Raw genomic sequence first — 16,120 nt, 5'->3', positions numbered from 1 at the left:
AAGCCCATGCTCGGAGCGCTCAACCACGTCGCCATCGCCGTGCCCGACCTCGCCGCTGCCGCCGACCGCTATGCCCAGCTGGGTGCAAAGGTCTCCGCGCCACAGGACCTGCCCGAACACGGCGTCACCATCGTCTTCGTGGAGCTGCCGAACACCAAGATCGAACTGCTCCATCCATTCGGCGAGGTCTCCCCCATCGCCGGTTTTCTGGAGACGAACCCGGCCGGCGGTGTCCACCACCTCTGCTTCGAGGTGGCGGATATCGGCGCCGCAGCGGAAGCCGTCCACGCCGCCGGCGCCCGCATTCTCGGCGACGGCACGCCGAAAATCGGCGCCCACGGAAAACCCGTCCTCTTCGCCCATCCCAAGGATTTTCACGGCGCGTTGTTTGAGTTCGAGGAACAATCTCGCGCCTTGTCCGACCGCGCAGATGCGCCTGACGAAAAATAGTGGCGTCAGACGAAGTGCATCTCGCAATCCACCCTGAAAAGCCGAGCATTCTGCCGGGTGCCGAAAATCACCGGATTCCAGCGAGCTGTTGGCGGCTATGTTTCAGGCGATTATCGGTCCTCAGACGTGTCGCTTCTTCAGCTCAATACTTTCAAACGCCTCGCACAAGCTGGTTTGTCAGACGGATTCCGTATTTCCGAAGTTTCGCATAGAGCGTCGGCCGGGTGATACCAAGTGCACCGGCAGACTTCGCTATATTGTATCCGCTATCTTCGAGGCAACGCAGTATGGTCTGCCTCTCGATAGCATCCAGATTGAACTTTCCTTCCTCTGTCACCGATGCTGTCGCGGCGGGAGTCAATTCGACTGACAAACAATTGTCCGGGATGCTTTCCACATGGTCGCCATCCACCGAGTTGACAAGACGCTCGATGATGTTCTGAAGTTGCCTGATATTGCCCGGCCACGAGAAATTTGTGAGCTGACCGAGTGCTTCCCTGGACAGCGAGATCGTAGAGCGATGTAAATTCGCGCAACTGCGCCTGACGAACTCGTCCGTCAGTCTTGCGATATCCTCACGTCTGTGACGAAGTGGGGGAAGGTTGAGCGGTATGACATCCAGGCGATAGTACAGGTCTTCCCGGAACGCGGACTTTGCGACCATCTCCCTGAGGTCTCGGTTGGTTGCGGCAATGACGCGCACGTCGATAGCTATGCTGGCAGCCCCTCCTATGCGCGTAATTTGACGCTCCTGAAGGACGCGCAGCAGCTTCGCTTGAACATCGAGCGGCATCTCGGAGATCTCGTCCAGGAAGATCGTACCTCCTGAGGCGAGTTCAAAGCGGCCCGGCCGACCAACCTTGTCTGCACCGGTAAAGCTCCCGGAAACATATCCAAACAGCTCGCTTTCGATCAAGTCTCTCGGCAATGCCGCACAATTGATTGCGACGAAGGCGCTGCCGGCTCGACGGCCTTCGTTGTGCACGGCTTGGGCGAAGACCTCCTTGCCGGTTCCGCTTTCACCAGAAATCAGCACATTTGCGTCGGAGCGTGCCGCTCTCTTGCCTTCGACAATTGCGTCCTTGATGGCTCTGGAATGACCTAGGACGTCCGAAAAGCGGTAGCGCGCACGGTCGCCGGCCATTCGGTTAGAAAGCTTTTTGACGCGAGACATCTCCCGGAACGTGTTTACGACCGATAGAACGGTCCCATCTCCGTTCCGAATGGGGATGGCCGTATCCATGATTTGCAGATCGAGGCGGGACGATCGGATATGCAATTCCCGATCTACGTAAGGGTTCCCCGTTCGAAACACGTCACGGATGGTAAGATCGAAGTCAAGAATTTTACCGAGCTGCTTCCCGAGGCAATCGGAAATCTCAAGCTTGAGCATACGCGATGCAGGGACATTCATGTGCTGCACGACGCCATCGCTGTCCAAAACAAGCAGGCCGTCGGAAATGTGATCCATGATCGCCATTTGCTCGGCGATCGCCCTGTTGAGCGATTCAGTGTTCGTATGCTGCGTCATCGAGCGAGACAGGTACTTCGCGGCGATTTTTGCAATATTCTCAATTGCGTCGGAATGGTCTAATTCAGCCGCGAGACACAGAAGTAGTCCTTCCGCTTGCCGAGAGCGGACTTCAGATTTCGCAACATGGACCCTGTCGCGCGCGGCCAACTTGTCCAGTATCGGCCCGTAAGACGCGCCAATAGCAGGCGCAGCCACCGAAATGTTGTGGGAATACGATGAGAGGAGCTTTTGGTGCTCGTCAAGAAGAGCCAGATGCAGCCCCGCCGTAGGCAGGGCTGCATTCAGAAGTTCTCCAATTTCCGCGATCGCACCGTCGATCAGCGAGCGAAGTTTTGAATCCACCATACGTCACCTATTGCCATCGCCAGAGTGAGACGTAGGGATAGGAAGTCAAGTGCGCAGGACCGGCTCACAAGCTAGAGGCCATGCCTTCGAGGTAGGCTCCTCGGATTTCCGGCATGTCGGCAAGTACTTTGGCGTCGCCTTGGTGAACGATGCGGCCAGTTTGCAAGACATAACCGCGGTCCGCAATCGATAGTGCCTGGGCAGCGTTCTGCTCGACAAGCAACACCGTAATCCCGCGCCGATCGTTGATTTCGACAATCGCCTGGAAGATCTGGCGTATGATGATCGGCGCGAGACCCAAAGAGGGCTCATCCAGAAGAAGCAGGCTTGGTCTTTGCATGAGTGCCCGTCCGATCGCGAGCATCTGTTGTTCACCGCCTGACAGCGTACCCGCCTTCTGGCGTGAACGATCCTTGAGTTTTGGAAAAAGACCATAGACAGATTCCAGATCTTCCTCGAAGTACTGCTCGTCGGCGACCGTTGCCCCGAGCTGCAGATTCTCGAAGACCGTCATTTGCGGCATGATGCGCCGTCCTTCAGGAGAATGCGCAACGCCCAGCCGCGCAATCTCATGAGCCGCGAGCTTTGTAATCTCGCGGCCCTCGAAGGTGATGGCACCTTCCCTGGCAGCCGGAGCGGCGAAAAGCGTGCGCAGTAATGTCGATTTGCCGGCCCCGTTGGCGCCCAGCAAAGTAACGATTTCTCCTTTTCGCACGGTCATGTTGATACCATGAAGCACTTCGACCGCACCATAGCCGGCCCGAACGCCGCGCAGGTCAAGAGATATGCTCTGCTTGGCGCTATCGTCTTGCGATGGGCCTTGTCGTGTTGACTTGGGCGCCTCGTCGCTCTCGCCGAGATAGGCCTTGATCACCTTGGCGTCCGTGCGAATTTCGGCCGGCGTACCTTCCGCGATCTTGGTTCCATGTTCAAGGACCACGATCCTGTCCGAAACGTTCATGACGACACTCATGTCATGCTCGATGAGCAAAACACCCAGTCCAAGCTCGCTGGCAAGCTCCCTTAGCAGTTCGCCGAGCGATGCGGATTCGCGAGGGTTGAGGCCCGCGGCCGGCTCGTCGAGACACAGAAAGCGTGGATCGAGGCACATTGCGCGCGCGATTTCCAGCCGCCTTTGCAGCCCATAGGGCAGCGTTCCAGCTTCGTCGTTCGCCCGCTCCGCCAGGTTCATGCGCTCAAGCCAGTGCATCGCGACATCGATGGCTGCCTTCTCGGCTTTTCGATAACTGGGGAGCCCGACCAGTCCGGCAAGCTGGAGCAGGCCGGAACCGCTCATGGCTCGATGCTGGGCAACCAGCAGGTTTTCAAGAGCAGTCATCCCGGCGAACAGCCGGATATTCTGGAACGTCCTTGCGATCTTCGCCTGTGACGCAATCTGGTGCCCGGGCATCTGGTCTACGCGCGCCGACGTCCCATCATAGGCTATCGAGACTTCACCCGAGGTCGGCTTGTAAAAGCCTGTGAGGCAATTGAAGGCGGTCGTTTTTCCAGCGCCATTGGGACCGATAATGGCGGTGATTTCGCCACTCTCGGCAACGAAATCGAGATTATTGACCGCGACAATGCCGCCGAAACGCATCGTCATGTTCTTGACGGACAATCGTCCGCGTGCGGATTCATTGACTATCATACGTTTGCCTCCACCGCCGCCGCTGGACGTCCCTGTATATCGACTACGACGGATGGCCGTCGACCGGAAAGGAGCCCGCGAGGACGCCAGACCATGATGGCGACCATCGCCAGTCCGAACAGGAGCATACGGTATTCGGCGAAATTTCTTCCCAGTTCCGGCAGGCAGACAAGCACCGCTGCAGCAATGACAACGCCGACCTGGCTCCCCATCCCACCGAGGACGACAATCGCCAGGATCACGGCGCTTTCGGTGAACGTGAAACTTTCCGGGCTGATAAATCCCTGCCGGGCAGCGAAGAAACAGCCTGCCAAGCCACCGAGCATCGCGCCGAGAGAGAACGCAGAAAGCTTGACTATGGTGGGATTGAGACCAAGGGCCTGACAGGCTATCTCGTCTTCGCGAAGTGCCTCCCATGCGCGCCCTATCGGCAGACGTCTCAGCCGCTGGGTGAAAAGCAATGTGACGACAGCCAATGCGAGGATGACGTAGTAGAGCCAGGCGATTCTCTGAAGCGGCGAAAACGGAATATCGAACACATTGGAGAAGGTCGGCGAGCCATCGGCGGACGAAGGGAGGAACGAAATACCGAAGAAGCTCGGTCTTGGGATGCCGGCGATTCCGTTTGGCCCGCCGGTGACGTCCGTCCAGTTGATCAGAATGATCCTGATGATTTCGCCAAAGCCGAGCGTGACAATGGCGAGATAGTCCCCGCGCAGGCGAAGAACCGGGAACCCGAGCAATATGCCCAGCAGCGCCGCGACAGCGCCAGAGATAGGGAGCGCCTCCCAGAAGCCAAAGCCGTAATATGTCGACAGCAGTGCCAGCGTATAAGCTCCGGCTGCATAGAAAGCGACGTAGCCAAGATCGAGAAGACCGGCAAGCCCGACAACGATGTTGAGGCCCCAACCGAGCATGACGTAGATGAGGAACGTGGTTGCAAGGTCAAGGGTGTAGCGTGTCGAGATCGGTAGAAACGGAAAGACCGCGGCCAGCGCCAGGAACAATCCCAGAAGGAGGGAGACTTGCCACGATTTCAGTGTGGGAAGGCTCCACCATCGGGGACGTGGTGCGCGGCTTGGATTGATAGCCATGAGGAAGAGGAAACGTCCGACGAAAACCGCCCCAACCGCAACCAAGACTGTGATTGGTCGATAGGCGAGACCGCTTTGACTTCCGAAATCCTCCAGCTTGAAGCCGACAAGCGGAAATGCGAGTACGGCTGCCACAAAGGCAGCAAATACCGCTTGGCGCAAAGCGCTTGAGGCGCGCACTGAATTGATCTGCATCGTCTCAGACCTTCTGAATATCGGCGCGGCCAAGCAGGCCGGTCGGCATGACGGTCAGGATGAGGATGAGCACGGCAAAAACGGCAACGTCCTTGTAGGCTCCGGACACGTAGCCACCCCAATAGGCTTCGACCAGGCCTATCAGAATCCCGCCGAGCATTGCGCCGGGGATCGAACCGATACCGCCGAGCACCGCGGCCGTGAATGCCTTCACTCCGGCCAGAAAGCCGATGAAGAAATCGATCGATCCATAATAGAGGGTCACCATCAGACCGGCTGCGGCCGCAAGTCCCGCTCCAATGACGAATGTGAGCGAAATCGTCTTATCGACCGGAATCCCGAGCATTCCAGACATTTGCCGATCCTGCTCACATGCACGTTGCGACCGTCCAAGCTTGGTGCGATTGATGATGTAGTGCAAAGCCAACATCAGGCAGGTGGTCAGAACGACGATCGCGATCTGCATGTAGCTCACCTGAACGACAAAACCGTCCTGCTCGAGAAGCGGTACGCCACCGGTGATCTGAGACGGCATCGTTCTCAAGCGCGCACCTTGAAGCAGTTGGACGTAGTTCTGCAGGAAGATCGACATGCCAATGGCTGAAATCAATGGCGCCAGACGGAACGAGCCCCTGAGCGGGCGATAGGCGATCCGTTCAACCGCCCAGCCGTAGGCTGCGGTGAAAATGACGGCAAGGATGAGCACCAGCAGAATTGCCAGAGGCGCCCAGGTGATCCCGAGGATACCGAGCAATGTGAACATGATCAGCGAAATAAAGGCGCCGATCATGTAGATTTCGCCGTGCGCGAAATTGATCATGCCGACGATGCCATAAACCATCGTATAGCCCAGTGCGACCAGGCCATAAATGCATCCGAGCGTCAGACCGTTGATCGTCTGTTGAAGAAAATACGCCATGCAACCCCCTCCGGCCGAGTATTCTCGGCGCTAGAATATGTCAGTGAGCCGGGCGGCCTCTTGGACCGTCCGGCAGCGCTGCTTTACCTTGGATTACTTCAACGGCGCGTACTTGCCGTCTTTCCAAGCGTAGAGGATGAAGGGTTCGGTGCTCGGATCTCCCTTTTTGTCGAAGGAGATCGGCCCGAGGACAGATTCGAATTTACCCTTATGGAGAGCTTCAGAGACAGCGGTCCCGTCGAACGATCCTGCCAGTTTCGCAGCCTGCGCATAGGCCTGAACCGCCGCGTAAGTATAGAGCGTGTAGCCCTCCGGCTCATAGCCGCCATCGCGGAAGGTTTTGACGATGGCATTCGCGCCGGGATTTTCGCGAGGATCGGGATAGAATGTCATGAGAAAGCCATCGGCAGCGGGACCGGCGATCTTCGCAAACTCCGTGCTGGCGATACCGTCGCCACCCATGAATGTGGCCTTAAGCCCTTGCTCTCGTGCCTGGCGGACGAAGAGTCCTCCCTCGGCAAAATAGCCGCCGAAAAAGACGAGATCGACGTTGGCCTGCTTCAGCTTGGAGATGAGGGTGGAGAAATCCTTATCGCCCTGCGTTACCGTGTCGAAAACAACTTCGGTGACACCCTTCGCATTCAGGTTGGTTCTGACGCCTTCAGCTAAGCCTTGGCCATAGGTCGACTTGTCATGAATGATGGCGATCTTGGTGCCGAGTTTGCGAGCAATTATTGCGTCAGCGGCAACCGTTGCCTGCTGGTCATCGCGACCGCAGGTTCGGAACACATTCGGCAAGCCGCGATCCGTGAAGAGCGGTCCGGTGGATGCAGCGCTGATGATCGGAATGGCCGACTCTGCGTACACTTCCGAGGCAGGGATCGACGAGCTTGTGCAGAGGTGTCCGATAACGGCGGCAACATTCTGTGCAGCCAGTTTATTGGCGACCGCGACAGCCTGTTTCGGGTCGCAGGCGTCGTCTTCCGCCTGCAAGACGATTTTCTCGCCGTTGACGCCGCCAGCGTCGTTAATCGCCTTCACAGCAGCCTCCGCGCCGCGCTTCATCTGCTCGTAGAAGGACGCATACTGTCCGGTAACCGGGCCAGCGACGCCGAGGATGATATCAGCCTGTGCTGTGCTTGCGACCAACGCGAGCATCGCGGCAGACAGCGCAAATCTTTTCAACATTGCATATTCTCCTTGTTCCACTCTTTGAGGTTCGTTCCGGTATTCCAACACACCAGTTGACCCGCCCACCGCAGCAGGTCGATTGACGGGTTCAGTCCCGCTTTCTCGTTGTGAATCGCTCGACGCGCGCGGTCACCTCGGGGCGCAGGAAGCATTCGATTGTTGCTTCCTGTTCGAGCTCGACGGCGCGCCAAAGTTGTCCGCCCAGGTCCATGTTCAGCATTCGCTTCAGTCGTGCGACCGAGAACCGGGCTTTCGAGGCGATCTTTTCGGCGATCTCGAAGGCCTTGGCTTCCATCGCGTCTTGGGCAACGACGAAATTGACCAGGCCCAAGGCCTTCAAATCGGCTGCTGACTGGCGCTCGCCGAGCAGCATCAGCTCCATGGCGCGCTGATAACCGATGGTCTGGGGGAGAAGATGGGTAACGCCGCCTGTAACGTAGTATCCCCAGTCGAATTCGGGGAAAAACGCCGTGAGCTGCTCTGAGGCGACCACGATATCGCAGTTCAGAAGCCACTCGAAACCGCCCCCAACCGCGTAGCCGTGAATTGCACCGACGATCGGCTTGTCGCAGCCGAGCATCAGGTGGGTTATCTCCTGAATGGAGGCAATGTGCTTGGTAACGGATTCAGGCGTCTGACTGTCGTGATCGACTTCCTTGAGATCGTCGCCCGAGCAAAATGCGCGTCCGGCGCCTGTGAGCACGATCACTGAAGTGTCGGGGTCCGCACTCGCCTGTTTCAACGCGGACGAGAAAGCCTTTAGCAGGTCAGTGCTGATGGCGTTGAGCCTGTCCGGCCTGTTGAGTGTTACGAGGCCGATCTCGTTGCGCCGCTCGTATAAGGTATAGCTCATGGTCAGACCCTTTCTATCCAGCTCGTTTTGCCTTCGGTGCGTGGTAAGTGATCGAGAGGAACGATTGTGACCGACGCGGTAGCGCCGGCCGTCTCTTGGATGGCTTTGGCAAGCGCTTTCGCAGCGGCGTCCCATTGGTCGGGTGCAAGGTCGCGCGCCGCCTCGGCTCTGACCTCGATGCGATCGTACGGACCAGGTCCTTTGAGGGCGATCCTGAATTGACCCGAGCTAAGGTCCGGCCGGCTGAGGATCGCTTTCTGGACTGCCGTCGGAAAGACGTTGATGCCGCGCACATTGAACATGTCGTCGGTCCGGCCGGTGACTCGAAACCGCCATGCCGTTCGACCGCAAGCGCACGGCCCGGTCCCAGTGACGGTGATCACATCGCGCGTGCGGTAACGGACCAGTGGTTGGCATTCCTTGGCGAGATGGGTGCAAACGAGTTCGCCAGTCGTCCCTTCGCGGATCGGCAGGCTGTTTTCATTGGCGTCGAGGATCTCGACGAAAATCGCGTCTGAGCCGTGGAAATGGAGATCGTTGGTCCGTTCACATTGACTTGCGAAGAGACTGAGAATCTCCGACATGCCGTAGTTCGCATTGCGGACGCCGAAGCCCCACGTGCTCTCCATCGCTTCGCGAAACTCGGCATTGTCCAACCCCGCTTCGCCGCCGAAGAGACCCAGGCGAAGACCGAGGTCGCGGGGTTGGCGGTCGGTGGTTTCTCGGAGAATTTTTTCGAGCAATGACGGATAGGATGGCGTGCAGGAAATGACATTGACTCCAAGGTCAATAATCGTTTCGGCGAGTTTTACTGTGTTGCCGACGCCGAACGGGATGACGCAGGCACCCGCCGCCTCGAGCGCCATGTGATCCGTAAGTCCGCCGGTCCACATGCAGTAGTTGAGGCAGTGAACGACGCGATCCCCTGGGCGCAGGCCTGCCGCAAACAGTCCACGGCCCCCAATTTTTGCGATCAGATTGACATCGTTTTGGCTGTTGGCCAGATGTAGTGGTCGACCGGTGGTTCCAGACGTCCGGTGCAACCGAACAACTTGGTCCTCACGGCAGCCTATGTAGTTGCCGAAGGGGTACAGAGCCTCCTGGCTCCGGCGGAGATCGTCCTTCTCCGTGAAGGGCAGGTCGGCGAGGGCATCAAGCTTGATGTCCTTGGTTTTCAGCGCGCCGAATTTTTCCAAATAGAAAGCCGATTCACGCACATAGGGCCATTGCCGTTCCCATAGTCGATCTTGCAGCTGTCTAACTTCTGTCGGCGATTTCGTCTCGAAATCTGGATGCAACATTGCATCGGCCATGACGCTTCCTATCGCTTGTATTGGACCCATGAAAGGCGCTTAAGACCGCGCCGTTCTTAAAGTGATTGCAGCATTCGTGCCAAGTGAATGGAGGTCGATAAAAAGCTGCGATTACAGCATGTTAACGCCGGCGATCGCCGTACAAAAAATGATCACTGATTAATATTTGAACGTAAAATATCTTTACATACGTAAGAACATTATACTGTCGTTGGGTCGAATGAGCGATCCGCACAGCAGCAGGCATGAGTCCTAGGCCTGCAAATGAGATAACCCGAGGCCGGAGTGTTTGGGACCTCCGGCCTCGGGTTATCGAGTGTTTTGGTAGGGCAGCTTGCGTTGCCGTGCTTATTCCGCCTTCACCACCATCGCTATTCCCTGGCCTCCCCCAATGCACATAGTAATGAGACCGTATCCGCCACCGACGCGCTGGAGTTCAAATAGCGCTTTCACGGTCAGAATGGCGCCGGTCGCTCCAATCGGATGGCCGAGTGCGATTGCACCGCCGTTTGGATTTGTGATTTCTGTTGGAAAGTCCAATTCATTCGCCACAGCGCAGGCTTGCGCTGCGAAGGCTTCGTTCGATTCAATTACAGCGAGATCGCTTACGGTGATGCCGGCGCGCGCAAGGGCTTTGCGCGATGCTTCAACCGGGCCAAGTCCCATCACCGAGGGCTCAATACCGGAATGGGCATAGGAGATCAGACGTCCCAGGATTGGGTAACCTTCAGCGTGCGCTACGTTTCGGTCCATGAGCACCAACGCAGCTGCGCCATCATTTAACCCGGACGCATTGCCAGCTGTTACGCTGCCATCCTTCGTGAAGGCTGGTCGCAGCGTAGCCATGTTTTCAATGGATGCGTCCGCACGAACATGCTCGTCCTGATCAAAGACGACGGTTTCCTTACGACCCTTAATCTCCACCGGAATGATCTGCGAGTGAAATCGGCCAGCTGCGATGGCCGCGGCCGCACGCAAGTGGCTTTCAACGGCAAATCGGTCTTGCGCTTCGCGATCAATGTCGCGTTCTCTGGCGACGTTCTCGGCGGTTATTCCCATATGTCCATTGCCGAAGGGATCGGTCAGCACGCCCACGACCATGTCGATGGCCTTTGCATCACCAAGCCGTTGGCCTTCTCGGAGTGCAGGTAGCAGATAGCCTCCCCGGCTCATACTTTCGGCGCCCCCCGCAACGGCGCAATCAGTATCACCGAGCAAGATGGATTGCGCGGCAGAAACAATGGCCTGCAGGCCAGAGCCGCAAAGACGATTTAGTGTCAGACACGGCACATGGGGCGGCAGGTGGCCTTCGATCGCGGCCACACGAGCAAGATACGCATCCCGCGGTTCGCCATGGATGACGTTGCCGAACACGACATGTCCGACACGTTCAGGTTCAATTTTGGCTCTATTGACCGCGGCCTCCAAGACCGTGGCCGCGAGAGTGGTTGCCGGAACATCCTTCAACGAACGCCCGTATGTCCCTATGGCTGTGCGAACTGCCGAGCTGAAGACGACTTCTCTTTGCATTAATACTCCTCCAATGCGGCAATAAATCCGCTTCACATTGTAATTTTGAAGCTCCTCAACCAGTATCCAATCGAGCGGTTGTGAGGCCGAATCCACTGCGCGCCAGACCTTTTGAACACGATCGCCCGGGAGCTTCAGCAAGCGAACAATCGGCGGCGATCGCTGGCCACAGGCAGTGAAAAATGACGCCGCCGTTCTTTGTGTGCATCTTCCGTGCCAGTTCGTTAGAATCTCTAGAAAGCTTGGAAGGTAGATTGCTCCCGGGATGCGGGTCTCAAATGCGATAAAAAATTTTACGTAAGAGTTATTTACAGGTGTTCGCTTTTTTTCCGATCATCCGCTCGAAGGCTGATGCAAATTCGCGGCAGCAAAACGCTGCCAGACCATCTCAAGGTTTAAAACCGTTTATATTGAATTGTTCGTGGGCAAGTAGATCAGGTCGGGGCGGCCGTTGAGCGCCCTGTGGAAGGGCTTCGCTTCGCTTTTTCCGGGCGTTCTGAGAAAAGGACCAGTGATAGCGTAACCCTAGAAAGGCTAGAACGCCAGCAAATTAAAGGGGGAACAATACCGAGGTGAAAGAAGGACACCGATCACGTCCCGCGCGACGACAATGCGCTTAAGACTGCCGCTACTTTCGATCACCTAAGACGCGTTGTCCATCTTCTTTAAAAGCCGCGCTTTCATAGAATCCGTGAGTGGAATGGATTTGCGAGCTTCCAAATCAAAGAACACGGTCTTCAGGTGCATCGTGGCAACGGCCTTATCGTCTCGACGTATCTCTAGTATACCTTTAAGGGATGTTCGACCGATTTCCTGAACCGCGCCGAATATTTCGATAATCGCGCCAACTGGCACTTCGGCTTGGTAGGCTATCTCGTGGCGAACATCCGCCCAGCCCCTGCCTTTCCATTCGGGCTCTGCAAGCGACCAACCGGTAGCGCGGTTTACAAGTACATTCTCACCGTCATCGAAAAACGCCATATAGTGCCGTGTGGTTAGATGGCCCATTACGTCGCAGTGCCATGGCTGCACCATTGTCCTGGTTAGGAGTTCCACGATCCACCTCGTGACTGCTTCATTGTGGTTTCGAGCAACCAGATACTACTCTCGATTCAGACGTTGCTGCCCGAACCAAGACGGATCCCGTTGCTGCCAATTCGGGCTCGGCGAGTTTAGTGAAGTCACCGCGATCCGCCTGCCAAGCAATTATCTTGTGGGCGGTGCAATCAAATTGCATGACATCGTTTTCATCGCAAACAAGAACAGCAGTGATTTCGAGGTATTCTCCTGACCTTATGAGGCTGGGGAACGAGGCGTCCGAGGCGTCGAACTTTGTAGCGGTTCGGCTTGAGTTAATCAGAATCTCGTTGATAGCATGGTAGAAAAGCTCGAGGGTCTTCATTCCTTTTACGAGCGTACCCGGCGCCTCATCCTGCTCCTTGATGCGTACCCTTAGCCGACCTTCCTTCATATCCCTCGCTCCTGTAGGCCGTTGCCTGATTAAACAATTAAACGGTCAACCATTTGTTTAGTCAGTGAGCTACGATTTTGCAAAGTCATTTTTTGTTAGAAGCCGCCAACATCGGTTGTCGGAGTTAGAAGAGGTCAGTCTTCCTCGTAAGCCTTGCCGCGGATCGCTTGCCGCGCGACGGCAATCCAGCGCAGTCAAACACCGTGCGGCGGTCAGATATAGAATTTGAACGGCTGTTTCCTCGCGCCTTTTCCGGCAGAGCCCAACTTCAGAACCTGAACCTCCCCGACCAAAGCGACTCAACTTTCTCCGAAGTTAAACCCGTGGCGGTTCATTATCTCCCTACTTTGTTCTGACGGTTTGTATCCATTCAGAAGCCAGAGGCAACTTCGAAGTCACTTGCCATCCGGATAATTTTGCGTTAGCGCTAACGTGAACGCTAAGCTAATTCGTCGGCTGGCGTCACTCAGGAGGAGGAATTCATGCTGAAGATCCGTCGTCGGTCTTTCGGGATTGCGCTCGGCGCGTCCATCATCGCATTGCAGGTCGCAGTTCCCGCGCTCGCGCAAGACAAGGCTGTGGTTAATTTTGCCGCCGCGTCATTCGCCGAACCCGGCCGCGGCGACATGCTCAAGGCATGGGTTGATAAATTCAACCAGCAGAGCAAGTCTGTTGAGGTCAAGCCTGTCACCATTCCGTTTTCTTCGTTCGTCAGCACCATCTTCACGCAGATGGGTGGCGGTGCCGGTCCGGATATCATCCGTTTCGACCTGCCCGAGTTTTATGCCGCTGTCGGTGCCAAGCGCGTCGTGCCGATCGACGATCTGATCGGCAACGAGAAGTACAATTTCACAAGTCCGGACAAGTACATGAAGATCGACGGCCATCGCTATGGCCTGGCGTTCGAGATCAGTAACTACGCCATGATATACAACAAGGCTCTTCTGCCGGACGGCAAAGCGCCGACGAAGTTCGACGAATTCGTGGCGGCTGCGAAGACTGCTACCGCGAACGGCAATTTCGGTTATGCCTACCGCACGACGATGGCCGAACGTGGCGGCATGTGGTACGATCTTACCAATTACGTATACGGCTTCGGCGGCCGCTGGTCGAACGACAAAGGCGAGCCGACCATCAACAGCCCCGAAGTCATCAAGGGTGTGACGGCCTTCAAGGCCATCTATGACGCAGCCGCCACTCCGAAGGGTGCTGACGCGGCTACCTATCGCCGTATGTTCTGGGAGAAGAAGGTCGCGATGGAAATCGACAACGGCGGAATTGCAGCCGTTCTGTCGTCCCAGGCAAAGGATTTCAAGATCGAGGCGGCCCACTCGCCCTTCCCCGAGCGTGCGCAGGGCATGATCCTCGCACCGGTGACGGTTAACGCCAACAGCAAGGTAAAAGAGGCCGCCGGTGAGTTCCTCAAATGGATGTTGACGCCTGACGCCCAGCGTGAGCTCCAGTCTATTCTTGGCGCTGCGAACGTCGCGACTGTCGTCGAAAGAACGCCGGAAGAACTCGCGGAAAAGCCGTGGCTCAAGGTGTACGACGACCAGACACAATATAGCGTTCCCGCCCTCCCGGCTGGCCTTGAGACCAAAGCCCCGGAAATCCAGCAGATCGTCATCGAGCAGGTGATCAAGGTCCTCCAGGCCGGCGTTGATCCGAAAGAGGCCATGGACGAGGCTCAGCGCCAGGTCATCGCACGGGTCATCAAGAAGTAAAATCCGGCCCTTTCACCGCCCTGGTGGAAGGGCCCCTCATTTCCAAGTGAGAAAGTGATGCCAACAGCGAGAAATATATCCTTGCGCAAGGCGAACGAGATGCCGCAACAGTGGCTTGCGGTGTTCTTCATCGCACCTGTGGCGATCTATCTCCTTGTTTTCCAGGCGTACCCGCTGATCCAAGAGCTCTTCTTGAGCTTCACGTCGTCCTCGCTGCTATCGCCGGGCGAGACCGAATTCGTTGGATTGGAGAATTACCGCACACTCGTTTACGACCCGGAATTCCGGCAGACTCTTTGGGTAACGGTCATTTACACCATCGGATGTGTGTTTGGTTCGCTCGCAATGGGCCTCGGCGCCGCCCTTTTGCTGGATGCACCTTTCGCTGGCCGCGGAGCAGTTCGTGCGCTCGTGACAATCCCATGGGCCGCCCCACCCGTCGCAGTTGCTCTTGTTGGCGTATGGATGTTCAACGCTCAATACGGGATCATTAACCATGGGCTGCGTGCCATCGGGCTCGATTTCGGCAATTGGCTGGACTCCCCGAACCTTGCGCTTCCAGCGATCCTGGTAACAACTATATGGCAGATCTTTCCGTTTTCTGCGGTCGTTATCCTCGCTTCCCTGCAAGGCGTGCCGAAAGAATTGCGGGAAGCCGCGACAATGGACGGCGCAAACCGCTGGAACGTTTTCCTCGCGGTCGTCTGGCCGGGTATTCGGCCGACGGTCGCCCTGCTTTCCCTGTTCACGACGGTTTGGTCGCTTCGACGCTTCGATCTGATCTGGCTTATGACCCAAGGTGGCCCGCTCGGTCGCACGAACACGCTCGTAATCGACCTTTATCGACGTGCATTCGTCTATCTTCAGCTCGGCCCGGCCGCCGCTGCGGGCGTCATCGGTCTTGTCGTCGCACTGACTGTCACCCTCGTTTATTTCACCCTCAGCGTTCGCGCTGAGCGCGCAGCAAAGAGGTAGGGTCAATGTCTGCCGCAAACACAATCCGCTCCATTCTAATCCTTGCCCTTCTCGGAGTTGCCGCGTTTCCGCTCTACTGGATGGTCGTCACGTCGTTGACGCCCTCGAACGAGATGTTCGCTGACAGTCCGAACCTGCTCCCGACGATCAGCCGCTTTGGAGTTTACCTCCACGCCCTATATGAAACGAATCTTCTTCTCTGGCTCAAGAACAGTCTGATCGTGGCGCTCGGGACCACGGCCCTTAGCATCGCGCTTGCAATCCTTCCTGCCTACGCGCTTTCCCGTCTGAGTTTCAGGGGCAAAATCGCCTTTGGGCTTGGCCTCTTCATCACCCAAATGCTGCCGGAAGCTACGCTGGTTGTTCCGCTATATTCGATCTTCACCAATCTTACCCTGCTGAACTCGCTTTTCGGACTTATCCTCGCCAATACGGCATTCACCGTGCCCGTGGTCACATGGATTCTGAAGGGAGCCGTCGACGGCATTCCCTATGAGATCGAGGAAGCGGCCCGTATGGAAGGTGCGAATCGCCTTCGCATCGTTGGCATCATCATCGTCCCGTTGATCGCTCCCACGCTCGCGGCGGCTTCCGTCATCGCCTTCTTCCATGGCTGGAACGAATATCTCTTCGCCCAGACATTCATCAGCGACGAGCAGCTTCGTGTCGCCTCAGTGGGGCTCGCAAGCTATGTCGGGGAACTCAGCACGCCCATAGACACGGTCATGGCGGTCGGGTTCATGTACACAATACCGGCTGTTGTCTTCTTCCTTTTCGCCCAACGCTATGTTGTTTCCGGCATGACAGCCGGCGGCGTGAAAGGCTGAGCGGAAACAAAACCAGCGGGACCGGTGATCGGCCTTGCATAATGCGAA

At 56.8% G+C, this 16,120-nt stretch carries 14 protein-coding genes; 4 read left to right on the top strand and 10 right to left on the bottom strand.

What is annotated here, in order from left to right; all coding sequences use genetic code 11:
* Positions 1-6 precede the first annotated feature (6 nt).
* A complete protein-coding gene (gene mce, locus AC13QE_RS30270) occupies positions 7-450 on the top strand; it encodes a methylmalonyl-CoA epimerase (protein ID WP_488486526.1) in 444 nt (147 codons plus the stop codon).
* A gap of 151 nt (positions 451-601) precedes the next feature.
* On the opposite strand, the gene AC13QE_RS30265 is transcribed toward mce, so the two are convergent.
* The 10 genes from AC13QE_RS30265 to AC13QE_RS30220 all read right to left on the bottom strand — a co-directional run bounded on the left by AC13QE_RS30265 (position 602) and on the right by AC13QE_RS30220 (position 12,546).
* A complete protein-coding gene (locus AC13QE_RS30265) occupies positions 602-2,326 on the bottom strand; it encodes a sigma-54 interaction domain-containing protein (protein WP_488486525.1) in 1,725 nt (574 codons plus the stop codon).
* Between the two features lie 67 nt (positions 2,327-2,393).
* A complete protein-coding gene (locus AC13QE_RS30260) occupies positions 2,394-3,980 on the bottom strand; it encodes an ATP-binding cassette domain-containing protein (protein WP_488486524.1) in 1,587 nt (528 codons plus the stop codon).
* Complete coding sequence (gene livM / locus AC13QE_RS30255) at positions 3,977-5,269, bottom strand: high-affinity branched-chain amino acid ABC transporter permease LivM (RefSeq protein WP_488486523.1); 1,293 nt, start codon at positions 5,267-5,269, stop codon at positions 3,977-3,979. The genes AC13QE_RS30260 and livM overlap by 4 nt, the downstream gene beginning before the upstream one ends.
* A 4-nt stretch (positions 5,270-5,273) precedes the next feature.
* Complete coding sequence (locus tag AC13QE_RS30250) at positions 5,274-6,188, bottom strand: ABC transporter permease subunit (protein ID WP_488486522.1); 915 nt, start codon at positions 6,186-6,188, stop codon at positions 5,274-5,276.
* Positions 6,189-6,281: 93 nt separating this feature from the next.
* On the bottom strand, positions 6,282-7,376 hold the full coding sequence (locus AC13QE_RS30245; protein ID WP_488486521.1) for a branched-chain amino acid ABC transporter substrate-binding protein: 1,095 nt from the start codon (positions 7,374-7,376) through the stop codon (positions 6,282-6,284).
* 91 nt (positions 7,377-7,467) lie between these two features.
* The gene (locus AC13QE_RS30240; protein ID WP_488486520.1) at positions 7,468-8,232 is read right to left on the bottom strand and encodes an enoyl-CoA hydratase/isomerase family protein; all 765 of its coding nucleotides are present in this window, start codon (positions 8,230-8,232) and stop codon (positions 7,468-7,470) included.
* A 2-nt stretch (positions 8,233-8,234) separates the two neighbouring features.
* Positions 8,235-9,545 (bottom strand): phenylacetate--CoA ligase family protein, encoded by a 1,311-nt coding sequence (locus AC13QE_RS30235; RefSeq protein WP_488486519.1) that lies wholly within the window; start codon positions 9,543-9,545, stop codon positions 8,235-8,237.
* 348 nt (positions 9,546-9,893) lie between these two features.
* A complete protein-coding gene (gene bktB, locus AC13QE_RS30230; protein ID WP_488486557.1) occupies positions 9,894-11,075 on the bottom strand; it encodes a beta-ketothiolase BktB in 1,182 nt (393 codons plus the stop codon).
* 642 nt (positions 11,076-11,717) lie between these two features.
* The gene (locus AC13QE_RS30225) at positions 11,718-12,131 is read right to left on the bottom strand and encodes an acyl-CoA thioesterase (RefSeq protein ID WP_488486518.1); all 414 of its coding nucleotides are present in this window, start codon (positions 12,129-12,131) and stop codon (positions 11,718-11,720) included.
* Positions 12,132-12,150: 19 nt separating this feature from the next.
* A complete protein-coding gene (locus AC13QE_RS30220; RefSeq protein ID WP_488486517.1) occupies positions 12,151-12,546 on the bottom strand; it encodes a hypothetical protein in 396 nt (131 codons plus the stop codon).
* A gap of 482 nt (positions 12,547-13,028) precedes the next feature.
* Between AC13QE_RS30220 and AC13QE_RS30215 the strand changes: the two genes are divergently transcribed.
* From AC13QE_RS30215 to AC13QE_RS30205, 3 genes are all read left to right on the top strand, one after another.
* The gene (locus tag AC13QE_RS30215) at positions 13,029-14,270 is read left to right on the top strand and encodes an ABC transporter substrate-binding protein (protein ID WP_488486516.1); all 1,242 of its coding nucleotides are present in this window, start codon (positions 13,029-13,031) and stop codon (positions 14,268-14,270) included.
* A 99-nt stretch (positions 14,271-14,369) separates the two neighbouring features.
* Positions 14,370-15,245, top strand: a complete 876-nt coding sequence (locus AC13QE_RS30210) for a carbohydrate ABC transporter permease (protein WP_488486515.1) — start codon at positions 14,370-14,372, stop codon at positions 15,243-15,245.
* Positions 15,246-15,250: 5 nt separating this feature from the next.
* Complete coding sequence (locus AC13QE_RS30205) at positions 15,251-16,072, top strand: carbohydrate ABC transporter permease (protein WP_488486514.1); 822 nt, start codon at positions 15,251-15,253, stop codon at positions 16,070-16,072.
* Positions 16,073-16,120: the final 48 nt, after the last annotated feature.

The organism is Martinezella sp. CNPSo 3957 (assembly GCF_057784395.1).
This window is presented reverse-complemented; position numbering and strand designations above follow the sequence as displayed.

Bases quoted from the DNA above. Each gene is read 5' to 3' on its own strand.
- bktB (WP_488486557.1), bottom strand. From the start codon at position 11,075: ATGCAAAGAGAAGTCGTCTTCAGCTCGGCAGTTCGCACAGCCATAGGG.
- AC13QE_RS30250 (WP_488486522.1), bottom strand. From the start codon at position 6,188: ATGGCGTATTTTCTTCAACAGACGATCAACGGTCTGACGCTCGGATGC.
- livM (WP_488486523.1), bottom strand. From the start codon at position 5,269: ATGCAGATCAATTCAGTGCGCGCCTCAAGCGCTTTGCGCCAAGCGGTA.
- AC13QE_RS30215 (WP_488486516.1), top strand. From the start codon at position 13,029: ATGCTGAAGATCCGTCGTCGGTCTTTCGGGATTGCGCTCGGCGCGTCC.
- AC13QE_RS30240 (WP_488486520.1), bottom strand. From the start codon at position 8,232: ATGAGCTATACCTTATACGAGCGGCGCAACGAGATCGGCCTCGTAACA.
- AC13QE_RS30245 (WP_488486521.1), bottom strand. From the start codon at position 7,376: ATGTTGAAAAGATTTGCGCTGTCTGCCGCGATGCTCGCGTTGGTCGCA.
- AC13QE_RS30210 (WP_488486515.1), top strand. From the start codon at position 14,370: ATGCCGCAACAGTGGCTTGCGGTGTTCTTCATCGCACCTGTGGCGATC.
- mce (WP_488486526.1), top strand. From the start codon at position 7: ATGCTCGGAGCGCTCAACCACGTCGCCATCGCCGTGCCCGACCTCGCC.
- AC13QE_RS30260 (WP_488486524.1), bottom strand. From the start codon at position 3,980: ATGATAGTCAATGAATCCGCACGCGGACGATTGTCCGTCAAGAACATG.
- AC13QE_RS30220 (WP_488486517.1), bottom strand. From the start codon at position 12,546: ATGAAGGAAGGTCGGCTAAGGGTACGCATCAAGGAGCAGGATGAGGCG.
- AC13QE_RS30235 (WP_488486519.1), bottom strand. From the start codon at position 9,545: ATGGCCGATGCAATGTTGCATCCAGATTTCGAGACGAAATCGCCGACA.
- AC13QE_RS30205 (WP_488486514.1), top strand. From the start codon at position 15,251: ATGTCTGCCGCAAACACAATCCGCTCCATTCTAATCCTTGCCCTTCTC.